The sequence below is a fragment of the Deltaproteobacteria bacterium RIFCSPHIGHO2_02_FULL_44_16 genome, assembly GCA_001798185.1.
Taxonomy (GTDB): Bacteria; UBA10199; UBA10199; order 2-02-FULL-44-16; family 2-02-FULL-44-16; genus 2-02-FULL-44-16.
In genome coordinates, this window is record MGRM01000022.1 from 104,653 (window position 1) to 118,177 (window position 13,525).

General features: G+C 44.4%; 10 protein-coding genes and 1 pseudogene (1 of these 11 cut by a window edge). 7 read left to right on the plus strand and 4 right to left on the minus strand.

Annotated elements, in window-relative coordinates:
• Together A3C46_01350 and A3C46_01355 are read left to right on the plus strand one after the other, a co-directional pair.
• Positions 1-485 (plus strand): annotated as a pseudogene (locus tag A3C46_01350) (F0F1 ATP synthase subunit beta); it begins 800 nt to the left of the window's first position.
• Positions 485-730, plus strand: coding sequence for an ATP synthase F1 subunit epsilon (locus A3C46_01355; GenBank protein OGQ21896.1), 246 nt, complete (start codon positions 485-487; stop codon positions 728-730). The pseudogene A3C46_01350 and the gene A3C46_01355 overlap by 1 nt, the downstream one beginning before the upstream one ends.
• 238 nt (positions 731-968) lie before the next feature.
• Here the strand turns inward: A3C46_01355 and A3C46_01360 are convergent, their stop codons facing one another.
• The 4 genes from A3C46_01360 to A3C46_01375 are packed head-to-tail and all read right to left on the minus strand — an operon-like array spanning position 969 to position 4,852.
• A complete protein-coding gene (locus tag A3C46_01360; GenBank protein OGQ21897.1) occupies positions 969-1,994 on the minus strand; it encodes a peptide ABC transporter substrate-binding protein in 1,026 nt (341 codons plus the stop codon).
• Positions 1,987-3,006 carry a peptide ABC transporter ATP-binding protein gene (locus A3C46_01365; protein ID OGQ21898.1) on the minus strand — a complete coding sequence of 340 codons (1,020 nt, stop codon included), beginning with the start codon at positions 3,004-3,006 and terminating at the stop codon, positions 1,987-1,989. The genes A3C46_01360 and A3C46_01365 overlap by 8 nt, the downstream gene beginning before the upstream one ends.
• On the minus strand, positions 3,003-3,902 hold the full coding sequence (locus A3C46_01370; protein OGQ21899.1) for a peptide ABC transporter permease: 900 nt from the start codon (positions 3,900-3,902) through the stop codon (positions 3,003-3,005). The genes A3C46_01365 and A3C46_01370 overlap by 4 nt, the downstream gene beginning before the upstream one ends.
• Before the next feature lie 29 nt (positions 3,903-3,931).
• Positions 3,932-4,852: a hypothetical protein gene (locus A3C46_01375; GenBank protein ID OGQ21900.1), complete on the minus strand. Its 921-nt coding sequence runs from the start codon at positions 4,850-4,852 to the stop codon at positions 3,932-3,934.
• A gap of 235 nt (positions 4,853-5,087) precedes the next feature.
• Here A3C46_01375 and A3C46_01380 point away from each other — a divergent pair, with 235 nt between their 5' ends.
• From A3C46_01380 to A3C46_01400, 5 genes are all read left to right on the plus strand, one after another.
• Complete coding sequence (locus A3C46_01380) at positions 5,088-6,674, plus strand: hypothetical protein (protein OGQ21901.1); 1,587 nt, start codon at positions 5,088-5,090, stop codon at positions 6,672-6,674.
• 15 nt (positions 6,675-6,689) lie between these two features.
• Entirely contained in the window at positions 6,690-8,258 is a 1,569-nt protein-coding gene (locus tag A3C46_01385) for a hypothetical protein (protein ID OGQ21902.1), read from the plus strand.
• Positions 8,259-8,485: 227 nt separating this feature from the next.
• Entirely contained in the window at positions 8,486-10,054 is a 1,569-nt protein-coding gene (locus tag A3C46_01390; GenBank protein ID OGQ21903.1) for a hypothetical protein, read from the plus strand.
• A 167-nt stretch (positions 10,055-10,221) separates the two neighbouring features.
• Entirely contained in the window at positions 10,222-11,790 is a 1,569-nt protein-coding gene (locus A3C46_01395; GenBank protein ID OGQ21904.1) for a hypothetical protein, read from the plus strand.
• Between the two features lie 160 nt (positions 11,791-11,950).
• The gene (locus A3C46_01400) at positions 11,951-13,459 is read left to right on the plus strand and encodes a hypothetical protein (GenBank protein OGQ21919.1); all 1,509 of its coding nucleotides are present in this window, start codon (positions 11,951-11,953) and stop codon (positions 13,457-13,459) included.
• Positions 13,460-13,525: the final 66 nt, after the last annotated feature.

The window sequence follows — 13,525 nt, forward strand, 5'->3', positions numbered from 1 at the left end:
TAACAGATCCCGCTCCGGCAACCACCTTCTCGCATCTTGATGCCACAACCGTGCTTTCGCGTCAGATTGCAGAGCTCGGCATTTACCCCGCAGTCGATCCGCTCGATTCCACCTCGCGTATTTTATCTCCTGACATCATTGGAGAAGAACACTATCAAGTGGCGCGTGATGTGCAGAAAGTCTTGCAGCGCTATAAAGATCTTCAGGATATTATTGCGATCCTTGGAATGGATGAACTTTCTGAAGAAGATAAACTGATTGTTGCGCGTGCTCGGAAGATTCAGCGTTTCCTTTCGCAACCGTTCCATGTCGCAAGTCAGTTTACGGGGCACGAAGGAAAATTTGTGAAGATTGCCGATACGATTCGTGGATTTAAGGAACTCGTCGAAGGAAAACACGATGATCTTCCAGAACAAGCCTTTTACATGGTCGGAACGATCGAAGAAGCCCGCGCACGTGCAGAGCAGATGAAGAAAGCATCGTAATGGAATTAAAACTCATTACCCCTCATGAAACACTGTACGAAGGAGTGGCAACAGCCGTGACGCTTCCGAGTGCTGATGGAGAGATCACCATTCTCCCCGGACACGCAGCGCTTCTCAGTCGCTTAAAGCAAGGCCGCATGAAAGCTCGCGGTACGGGGCAAACACTTGCCGATGTTTCTATCAAAAAAGGTTTTGTCGAAGTTCAGAACGATGTCGTGACGGTATTGGTGGAAGTAGAGAATTAAAGGTCAATAATCACCACTCGTGCGGTGGTCTCTTCAGGTTCTTCTCGTGGATCGCGATACGAAGGTTGAATCACAGGTGGGAAGAGCGGTAATTCTAATGAAGGACGTTGTTGCTCTTCTTCTCTTTTCTGGATCTTTTCAATCACTTCTGGACGTAACATGGTTACCTCCACTCTCTGAAACCTCACAGGGTTCCCCTTCATCCTTATTATCGGGCGAAAAAGGAAAAAGTTGTGGTTTAAGCTACTCGCGGTGTTTGCGGACCTAAATGAGGTGGTTTCGGTAATTCCATCAGGTGACACGCGGTAAGGTGGCCGCTTCTTCCATAATCCTTAAGCGGCGGTTCGATTGTGGCACAATGTGGCATCGCATACGGACATCGGGTGTGAAAGCGACAACCCGAGGGGGGATTTAAGGGACTCGGCACTTCTCCCTTGAGTACCACTCGTTTTCGCTGTCGTTCAATTTGTGGGTCAGGAATCGGAACTGCAGAGAGCAGCGCTTGCGTATAAGGATGTTCTGGTTGAAGGTAAATTTCATCGTGATTCGCAATTTCCACAATCTTTCCCAAATACATCACTGCTACGCGATTTGAAATATGTCGAACAGCAGCGAGGTCATGGGCAATGAAAAGATACGTGAGCTTTAATTTTTGTTGGAGATCCATCAGTAAATTCAAAATTTGAGCTTGAATTGAGACATCGAGGGCTGAAATCGGTTCATCTGCTACAATGAATTTTGGATTCAGTGCTAACGCTCGAGCAATACCGATACGTTGACGCTGCCCTCCGGAAAACTCGTGCGGATAGCGACGGATAAATTTCGGATCGAGTCCCACGAGCTGCAACAGTTCGTGAACTCTCCGTTCAAGCGCTTTTCCTCGAGCAATGCCAAAAACGCGAAGTGGTTCGGCGACAATGCTTCCGACCGTCATGCGTGGATTTAAAGAGGCATAGGGGTCTTGAAAAATCATTTGAAAATTCATTCGCTCACGGCGCAAATTATTTTCAGAGAGTTTCGTGATATCTCTCCCCTGAAACATGACCCTTCCAAGGGTCGGTTCAATGAGGCGTAAAAGGGCTCTTCCTGTGGTCGATTTTCCGCATCCCGACTCTCCAACAAGACCTAAGGTTTCACCGGCGTAGATGCTGAAATCAATGCCATCCACGGCGCGAACATGCCCCACGGTTTTTCGAAAAAGAGTCCCTTTTTCCACCGGAAAATGGACTTTTAAGTTTTCAACATTGACCAATGTTTCAGCCATGATCTTTGATCCTCACAACAGGAACTGATGGCGTTTCCACCTCTTTTGCTCGCCAGCAATGAGAATAATGACCCTCTCCGAATTCCATGGCGATCGGATATTCCTTACGACAATGATCGATGACATATTCACAGCGCGGAGCAAACGGACATCCTGGCGGAAGTGTCACTAAGTCCGGGGGATGCCCCATAATTGTCGCAAGCCTCTCGGACCTCGCTTCATCGAGACGTGGAACAGAGCGAAGGAGTCCAAGAGTATAGGGATGTTTCGGTTTTCCAAAGATTTCATCGCTTGTTCCATATTCAATAATGCGACCTGCATACATCACCGCAATGTGATCACACATCGATGCAGCAGCTCCGAGATTATGGGTGACTAAAATAATGGCCATGCCGAACTCTTTTTGAAGATTTTTCAGAAGATCCAAAATCTGTGCCTGGATCGTCACATCAAGCGCTGTTGTCGGTTCATCGGCAATGAGAATTTGGGGTTGGCAAAGAAGGGACATGGCGATCATCACTCGCTGACGCATGCCGCCTGAAAATTGATGCGGATAATCGTGGACGCGCGATTTGGCACTTGGAATGCCGACAATATCGAGCATTTCAACAGCTTTCTTCAATGCCTCTGTTTTGGAAAGATGTTTGTGGTGTTCTAAGACTTCCGTCAATTGTCGCGAAATTTTGAGAAATGGATTTAACGATGTCATCGGATCTTGAAATATCATCGAAATATGATTGCCCCGAATTTTACAGATTTCATTTTCGGGAAGTTTGAGAAGATCTCGACCTTCGAAAAAAACTTCACCGGAAACAATTTTTCCCGGTGGTTGCGGAATGAGTTTGAGCATGGAGAGATTCGTAATACTTTTCCCTGAACCCGATTCTCCGACAATGCCGAGTGTTTGTCCCGGAAGAAGATCAAAGGTAACACCATCAACAGCTTTGACCACTCCTTCACGAGTATAAAAGTAGGTTTTCAAATCACGAACTGAAAGAATGGGGTCGGTCACTGTTTCATCCTTGGGTCAAGTGCATCACGAAGTCCATCCCCGAGATAATTAAGTGCAAAAAGAAGTGTTGCAAGTAAAAGTCCTGGGAAAATAATCAGCCAGGAATAGAGTTCCATGGCTTGAGCTCCATCGGAAGCAAGGCTTCCCAGAGAAGCCATGGGAGCTTGAACCCCGAGACCTAAGAAACTTAAAAATGCTTCCGCTAAAATAACCTGCGGAACGGTCAAGGTCGAATAGACAATAATGGGTCCCATCGCATTTGGGATGAGATGCCGAAAAATAATATGTCGTTTGCGAACGCCGATGGAGTGCGCTGCCTCGATAAATTCTTTGTGTTTGAGCGAAAGAATTTGTCCACGGACGATACGTGCCATCGTCAGCCATTCTACAGCGCCAAGAGCGATAAACAGAAGAATGATATTTCGTCCAAAAAGGGTCATTAAAATAATGACGAGAAAGATATAAGGAAGCGCGTACATGATGTCGACAAAGCGCATCATCATGGCATCGAGTTTTCCTCCACAATAACCCGCGACAGCACCATAGATGATTCCAATAAAGAAACTGACAATGGTCGCGACAAATCCGACGGCAAGGGAGATACGAAGGCCGTAGAGACAACGGGTGAAAAGATCTCTGCCGAGAACATCGGCTCCAAGCCAGTGTTCAAAACTGGGTGGTGCCCCAATTTTATCGTAGTTGACCGCATCGAATTCATACGGAGCAATCCAGGGAGTCAAAATGGCGAGAATGAGTAAAATGACGACATAGATGCCACTGATGAGGGCGGCTTTGTTACGAATGAGTCGATACCACGCGTCTTTCCAAAGACTCGTTCCTGCTTCAAGTGCTTGTTCACTTATCAATTCTTCGATGTCCTGCTCTTGCGTTGCCATCTTTACGTTCCTCTCACGAGAGTCTCTTCTCAATCATATCGAATACGCGGATCTAAAAACGTATAGGCAATATCAACGATGAGATTAAAAAGAAGAAGAAGCGATGCATAAAAAATCACCATTCCCATGGTCATCGTGTAATCACGATTGAGGGCGCTATTCACAAAGTGACGACCAATTCCAGGAATGTCGAAAATTTTTTCAATGACGAGTGAACCTGTTAAAAGGGATGCACAAGCAGGTCCTAAATAAGAGACAATCGGAAGAAGTCCGCCTCTGAGCATATGTCGTATGACGACGGTTCTTTCTTTGAGTCCCTTGGCTCTCGCTGCACGAATGTAATCTTGACGGACTACTTCCAGCATTCCGCCGCGTGTGAGACGTGCGATGGTGGCGGCATAGAGAGTCCCAAGTGCAAGGCAGGGGAGAATCATATGATGAAAACTTTCCCATCCAGCGACGGGAAAAAGTTTCAATTTGAGACTGAAGAAAAGTTGCATCAAAGGGGCCATGACAAAACTCGGAATCGAAACTCCGATCATGGCAAAGGCCATCGCGAAATAATCGATGCGCGTATTCTGACGAAGCGCCGCAGTGAGTCCCATGCCAACTCCAAGGCACAGCGCAACAATGAGCGCTCCAAATCCGAGTTGTAATGTTTTCGGAACTCCAGCTTCGATGAATTCATTCACATCGCGACCAGGATATTTATAAGAGGGTCCGAGATCGAGGTGAAGAAAAACTCCTTTGACATACCGTAAGTATTGCTTGGGAAGGGGTTCATCGAGATGATATTTTTTTTCAATATTGCGTTTAATATCCGGTGGAATGGCCTTTTCCTCATCAAAAGGACCTCCGGGGGCAATGCGAATCATAAAAAAACAAAACGTCGTGATACACAGAATCGTCAACAAACTCCCGACAAGTCGTTTAAAGATGTAACGAAGCATAAGTAGCTTTCCTAACGTAAGCAAACGTTATGCGTCAATGATGAAATCTGAAATACCTTTTTTAAAAGAGGACTTGACCATGTTCTATTTCCTCAGTAATCCAATAACCACATGTTTGATGTCATGTCTCAAAGAAGGATTCGTTGTTCTGACATTGCCTGCGCCAAGGTCCGAGAATCGGTCCTTTGGCAAGGTGGTTATTTCCCGACATTTTGTTTTTAAGAGGAATCTCACTATGAAACGATTTTTTCTCCTCGTTCTTTGTATCTTCGCGACAAGTTGTACAGGTGGCGGATCTTGCGCTGGAAAGAAAGAGGTAGCTGCGCTTCCAGATACCTTTATTTGGAATCTTTACTCTGATCCGAAATCAATCGATCCTGGTTTGGTTCAAGAAAATTCAGGCTCCGATGTTGGAGTTCAACTCTTTGAGGGGTTGACAGAATATCATCCAGAAACCAATGAACCTGTTCCAGCCCTGGCGACGAGTTCAGATGTCAGTTCCGACGGACTTCTCTATACCTTTCACCTTCGTCAGGATGCGAAATGGTCGAACGGTGATCCTGTCACCGCGCATGATTTTGAATATTCGTGGAAACGAGCGCTCGATCCAAAAACCGGTTCTTACTACGCCTCTTATTTTTATATCATCAAAGGCGGCCAAGAATTTAATGAAGGGAAAAATACAGATGGTAATAGTGTCATGGTAAAGGCGCTCGATGATGTTACACTTCAGGTGACGCTCAAGCATCCTGCGCATTATTTTCCTCAAATGATTGCGTATCCGGCCTATCGTCCGGTGCATCGTAAAACAGTCGAAACATTTGGAGATAAATGGACACATCCGGAACATATTGTCAGTAATGGTCCTTACAAACTTGTTTCATGGGAAGTTCAAAAAGAGATGGTGGCAGAAAAAAATCCTTACTATTGGGATGCCCAAAATGTCCGGATCAATCGTATTCGATTTCTTCTGATTGAAGAGAGAGAAACCGCGCTGAAAAAACATCTTGAAGGGAGTGCGCATTATACTGACGATATCCCGACGCTGAAAATTCCGACGTTGAAATCCAATCCGCATTATCATGATGCCATTCAACTTGCGACTTACTATTATTCTATCAATACCAAGAAAAAGCCTTTTGATGATGTGCGCGTTCGTCAGGCACTTGCGATGTCGATTGAAAGAGAGAAAATCACCAATGTCTTGCAGCAGGGATATCCTACCCGTAATTTAGTTCCACCTGGTATTCCAGGCTACACCACAGCAAAAGGTTTATCTTTTAATCCAGAAAAAGCGCGTCAACTTCTTTCTGAAGCAGGCTTTCAGGATCCGAAAACGTTGAAAGTGACGCTGAGTTATAACACGAACGAAAATCACAAGCTTATTGCAGAAATGGTTCAAAATATGTGGAAAGAAAATTTAGGAGTCGAAGCTGAGCTTTATAATCAAGAATGGAAGAGCCATCTCAAAAATGTTGAAGAGGGAAATTATGAAGTGGGGCGGTTTACATGGATTGGAGATTATGTCGATCCTCTGACCTTTCTTGAAATTACAACCACCGCTTCAACTCAAAACTATTCAAAATGGAGTAATCCTGTCTATGATGATCTTGTTTTGGTTCAATCTGGAAAAGAAAGAGATCCAAAAAAACGATTTGAACTCCTCCAACAGGCGGAAGAGATGATGCTCGAACAAGCGCCGCTTATCCCTCTTTATCATTATGGGCGTCCACTTCTTTTGGATCCACGGGTCAAAGGATTTTATGGCAATTTGCAGGATATGCATCCTGTCAAATTTGCGTGGTTTGAAGAGGAAAAATAAAAAGGAGTGACATATATGAAAAGATTATCAGGGTTGTTTGTTGCGCTTTCGTTTTTGTTCTCAGCACCACTTTTTGCTGCAACAAGTACACGAGTTTTTACCTTTCATAGTGGTTCTGACCCCGACTCGCTTGACCCACACCTGACGTCGACGGTTGATGGCAGAAATCTTTTCTTGCAGCATTTCGAAGGTCTTCTTGCTTTTGATCATCGCGATAATTCGGTGAAACCAGGCGTTGCGAAACGTTGGACCGTCAGTCCCGATGGTCGCATCTATACGTTTTATTTGCGCGAAGCGAAATGGTCGGATGGAACTAAAATCACAGCACATGATTTTGTCTATGCTTGGAAGCGTTGCCTCGATCCTAAAACAGGATGTGTGACAGCAGCGCGCTTTGATTATCTGAAAAACGGCCGCGCTTATAATGCGAAAAAGATCACCGATGTTTCGCAGGTTGGGTTTCGTGCGATTGATGACATGACCCTGGAACTGACACTTGAAACTCCTTTCCCACCAATTCTCGAACTCCTCACGTCGCCGACCTATTCTCCTCTCAAAAAAGATGTTGTTCAAAAATTTGGAGATAAGTGGACAGAGCCTTCGCATATTGTTTCGAATGGTCCCTTTGTCTTGAAGGAATATCGCATTCAGGATCGCATCATCTTTACGAAAAATCCGACCTACTGGGATAAAGACAATGTCAATTTAGATGAAGTGCACGCCCATCTTATTGAGGATCTTGAAACAGCGCTGAAACAGTTTCAAGCTGGCGAGCTCGATTATATCTATCAGGTTCCTCAGACCAAAGCGGTTGTGTTGCAGTCTGATCCTCTCTATCATGCCAGTCCCTCATTTGGAACGTATTACTATCCGGTCAATACAAAGCATCCTGTTTTAAAAGATGCCCGTGTCCGCCGTGCACTTGCCTATGCGATCGATCGGCAAACGATCGTCGAAAAGATTTTGCGAACAGGGGAGAAACCTGCATACGGCGTGATTCCTCCTGGTGTTCAAGGATATACGTATAAAAAATATGTCGATTTTGATCCTGCAGTTGCAAAGAAATTGTTAGCCGAAGCCGGTTACCCTGATGGCAAGGGATTTCCAACCCTGACGCTGAGTTATAACACGCTTGATCTGCACAAACTGATGGCACAGACGGTTCAACAGATGTGGAGAGAGCATTTGGGAATCAATGTGGTCCTTCAAAATCATGAATGGAAAGTGCATATTAAATCACTTCAAAGTCACAGCTTCGAGATCGCGCGACTTGGAGGCATTGGGGAATACATCTATCCTTCAGGAACGCTCGAAGAAAAGACAACACAGTCTCCTGACAATTATGCCCAGTTCTCGAACGCTGAATATGATCGCACATGGGAGATGGCAGGAAAAGAGACAGATCCTAAAAAGAGACTCCAGCTCTACGCTGAACTGGAAGCAATTCTCATGAATGAGATGCCAGACATTCCTCTCTTCTTTTATAAAAATGAGTGGATGACGAAGTCGCATGTCACCGGCTTGAGTTTGAGTCCGATGAAGTCATTTAATCTGAAATATGTTTCACTGAATGGAAAGAGATAGAGAGAGATTTATAGGACATGTTTGTAAAGTCGTCGTATGTCATTGCGAGGAGCTTCAGCGACGAAGCAATCCGACACAAAGTGTCGTCCCGAGCGAAAGCGAGGGATCTCCGGGAGATCCTTCGGCTTTGCCTCAGGATGACCTTCGGTCAGATCGCCACGCCCTTTGGGCTCGCGATGACACCCTTTGCAAATAGATTCTCAAGAGGGGATCAACTAAGGAGAGCAATGATGAAGAAAAAAAGTGTTTTGAGTTTGATGCTAGGTTTGCTGCTGAGTTTTCCTCTTTTTGCGGAAACAGGCGAACGTCCCTTGATTGTTCACAATGGTTCAGTTCCGCAATCTTTTGATCCTCATAAAACCTCCGCGGTGGATGCAGACAACCTTGTACGTCAATACTTTGAGGGACTTGTTCAGATTGATCATCGTGATAACTCGATTAAACCTGGTGTCGCAAAACGTTGGGATGTCAGTAAAGATGGAAAAACGTATACATTTTATTTAAGGGAAGATGCGAAGTGGTCTGATGGAACACTGTTGACAGCACAGGATTTTGAATATTCGTGGCGTCGAGTGATTGATCCGAAAACTGCGTGTCCACAGGCAAGTCGTTTTGATTACCTCAAAAATGGACGTGCTTATAACTCTCAAAAGATCAATGATCCTTCTCAAATTGGATTTAAAGCAAAGGATAAATTTACATTTATTGTTGAACTTGAAGGTCCATTTCCTCCCATACTTGAGCTTCTCTCATCACCAACATTCTATCCGGTCAAAAAAGAAGTGGTTGAAAAATTTGGAGATAAATGGACTGAACCTTCGAATATTATTTCCAATGGTCCGTATATATTGAAAGAACACCTTCTGAGTGATCGGGCTATTTTTGTCAAAAGTCCTTATTATTGGGACAAAGCGAATGTGGCCATTAACACTGTCCATATTCTTTTTATGGATGATCTGGAAACTGCGCTCAAAAGTTACAAAGCGAGTGCAATTGATTTCATGTGGCAGCTTCCAAAAACAAAAGTTCGTGTTTTGAAACAGGATCCTGAATTTCATCAGGGACCGCTCTTTGGGATTTATTACTATCCTATCAATGTGAAGCATCCGATTCTCAAAGATGTTCGTGTCCGAAAAGCACTTGCACTTGCGATTGATCGTACAACCATTGTCGAAAAAGTAACTGCAAGTGGTGAGCAACCGGCAACCGGTTTTCTTCCACCAGGGGTAACGGGATATCCGTACAAAAAATATCTCGACTTCAATCCTGATGCAGCCAAAAAACTTTTGACTGAAGCGGGTTACCCCGATGGTAAGGGATTTCCGAAACTCACTTTAAGTTATAACACAGACGAAGCTCATCGGCTTATTGCTGAAGCCGTGCAACAGATGTGGAAACAGCATTTAGGTGTCAACATTGAGATTCGAAACTTTGAATGGAAAGTCCATATTGCAAATCTTCACAGTCATAATTTTGAAATTGCTCGTCTTGGCGGTATTGGAGAATATATTTATCCTTCAACGTTTTTTGAAGGGGATGTCACCGAATCTCCAGGGAATTATTCGCAATGGTCAAATGCCGAATTTGATCGCATTTGGGGAGAAGTCACAAAAGAAAATAATCCTCAAAAACGACTCGAGATGTATGCCAAGCTCGAAGAAATCTGGCTGAATGACATGCCGGGCATTCCCATCTATTTTTACAACAATTATTGGATGGTAAAATCAAATGTGAAGGATTTAAAGGTCAACGCGATGAATCAATATACATTGAAATTTGCGTCAGTGAAGAATTAGCCTGTTAAAAAGTCCGCAGGAGGTGTTTGTCGAGCGGCGTCTGCAGGCACTGCGAACAGCAGCCATCATCTTCGCAGTGCCAAAGAGCAGGCGGCGAGATGGCGATTGAATTGAGCCGCCGTAGCGAGACAACGCCTCCGAGAGACTTTTTCATAAGGAGAATAGAGATGAAAAGACTGCGTCACCTCTTCACATTATTCCTGATTATGGGTTTGATGGTCGGTTGTTCGCGTAAAGAACAAGGAAAACAGGCGCGAGTGCTTCATCTCGATAATAAAAGTGAAGTCGACACACTTGATCCGGCGCTTATTCGCGACGTTGCGGCTTCACGAGTGGTGATGCAACTTTTTGAAGGACTTCTTGAATATCATCCCAAAACACTTGAACCGATTCCTGGCGCTGCAAGTCATTATGATGTCAGTGAAGATGGAAAAGTGTACACCTTTCATCTTCGCAAAGAGGCGAAATGGTCTAATGGCGATCCGGTCACAGCGCACGATTTTGTCTATTCCTGGAAACGCGTCGTTGATCCAAAACTTGGAGCTGCTTATGCCTTTCAAGCTTTTTACATCAAAAATGCGCAGAAAATTTATGAAGGAAAAGCAAATGCATCAGAGCTTGGAGTGACTGCGGTGGATGATCTGACACTTCGAGTTGAACTCGAGAATCCAACACCGTTTTTTTCAGCTATTGTCACTTTTCAAACGCTTCGCCCGGTGCATCAGAAAACCGTTGAAGCTTATGGCGACAAGTGGATTCGTGCTGAGCATATCGTTTCCAATGGAGCGTTTATTTTAAAAGAATGGACTCCAAACAAACAGATCGTTCTTGAACCAAATCCAAAGTACTGGGATCGCAAAAATTTAAAACTCGATCGTGTGGTCTATTATCCTCTTGAAGATCGCGAAGTAGCGTTCAAACTCTTTCGTGCAGGTCAATTGCACTATGTTGATGAAGTCCCAAGTCTCAAAATTCCCACACTTCAGGGAGATCCGGAATTTAACCACGGACCTTTTTTGGGAGCTTATTATGTTCTGGTGAATGTCGCAAAACCACCGTTCAATAATAAACATCTTCGTCAGGCGCTTGCGATGAGTATTGATCGTGAAAAAATCACACAAGTTCTTCACCGAGGTATTGCCAACGCTGCCTTTACTCCCAAAGGAACTGCAGGATATCAACCTCCCGAAGGTCTCCCTTTTAATCCTGAAAAGGCGCGAGCCCTGTTAGCGGAGGCAGGATATCCAGAAGGTAAGGGGCTTCCGAAAATCACACTTTCGTACAATACCGATCAAGATCATAAACGGGTGATGGAGCTTGTGCAAAATATGTGGAAAGAAAATTTAGGGATTGAAGTAGAAATACGAAATATGGAATGGAAAACGCTCTATCAATCCTATCGCGAGCGCAATTATGAACTTGGCCGTATGGGATGGATCGGGGATTATGTCGATCCCAATACGTTTCTTGATATGCATCTGACAGGAAATGGAAACAATGATGCTGGCTGGAGTAACCTTGAATATGATCGTTTGATTCGTTTAGCGGGAGAGACCATAAATTCAAAAAAACGTTTTGAATATTTCCAAAAAGCAGAATCCATTTTGCTGGATGAGTCACCAGTACTTCCAATTTATACGTGGACCTTTCCGAGCATGATGAGCAAGAAGATGGAGGGTTACCATCACACCCTTCTCGGGATGCATCCGCTGAAGTTTGTATCGTTGAAGGAGTGAAAATTTTTATAACGCGTAACAAAATGAACTTTTGTCATCCCCGCGAAGGCGGGGATCTCATGAGATTCCCGCTTACTGCATGCGGGAATGACAGCAGTCGGATCCTTATCTTATGAAACGTTTTCTTTTTTTCACTTTTCTCTTTTTTCTCGGAACTGTCATTGCATGTAGCTCCAAAAAATCAGCAAAAGCTTTTCATACCGTCCTCTATGGCGAAATTGAATATCTTGATCCGACACTTTCGAGTGATGAAAATTCGCGGGAAGTGATTATCAATCTTTTCGAAGGACTTTTAGAGCTTCATCCGAAAACATTAGAACCGCGTCCAGCTCTCGCTAAGAAATTTGAAGTGAGCGATGATGGTCTGACATATACGTTTTACCTTCGCGATGATGCAAAGTGGTCCAATGGCGATGCTGTTACCGCCAATGATTTTGTCTACTCCTGGCGACGAGCCGTGGATCCAAAGACAGCAGCGAAATATGCGTATTATTTGTATCATCTCAAAAATGGAGAGGCGATTAACACGGGAAAGATTTCAGATCTCACACAACTTGGCGTGAGCGCAATCAGCCCTACGATACTCAAGGCCGAGCTTGAGCATCCGCTCCCATTTTTTCCTTATCTTGTGAGTTGGACAACTTTTCTTCCCGTGCATCAGAAAACCGTTGAGACCTATGACAAAGAATGGGCACAACCTGGACATATTGTCACCAACGGTCCATTCTTGCTGAAAGAGTGGAAGCCTTACGATCAGATTTTGTTAGAGGCAAATCCAAATTACTGGGATCGCAAACATGTTCATCTGACACAAGCTGTTTTTCATGTGATTGAAGAAGCTGAAACGGCCCTGAAACTCTTTCAAGAAGGAACGCTTCATTTCATGCACCGTGTTCCAGATTTGAAAATAAAAACGCTCAAATCACAGCCAGAATTTGTCGATGGACCTCTGCTTGGCACTTATTTTGTAATGTTTAATGTCAATACTCCGCAACTCAAAGACAAACGAGTTCGCCAAGCCTTCGTGATGGCCATTGATCGTCAGAAAATTGTCGACGTGATTCAAAAAGGGATGGCCAGTGCGAGTTTTGTTCCGGAAAGCATCGCCGGTTATATACCGGCAAAAGGCCTGGAGTTTAACCCGGAAAAAGCAAGAGCGCAGCTCGCTGAAGCAGGCTTCGCTGATCCTAAAAAATTTCCTGAAACAACCCTTGTTTACAATACGAGCGATGAGCACAAAATGGCGATGCAACTTATACAGAATATGTGGAAAGAAAACTTAGGTATCGAAGTGAAACTATACAACATGGAGATGAAAAGTTTGCTCAAAGAATGGCGTGTGGGAAATTTCCAGATCAGCCGTCGCGGATGGATTGGCGACTATCCTGATCCGACAACATTCTTGGATCTTTTCCGCCCTGGATTTGGAAATAATTTTAGCGGATGGAACCATCAAGGATATGAAGAGTTGCTACGAGAAGCGACCAAGACCAGAAATGCTTCGAAACGTTTCCAGCTCTTGCGCAAAGCGGAAAGTATTTTGCTTGATGAATCGCCAGCACTTCCGATTTACACCTATACACATCCACACTTGATCAGCGCAAAAGTAACTGGCATATATCACAACGCGATGAACCAGCATCCGCTGAAGGGTGTTACGCTTGATTAAGAAGCAATTTCAAAAGAGATAATGAATTGTGGGTGACGCCGGAGGTGCTTCCGGGAGGGTCTCCCG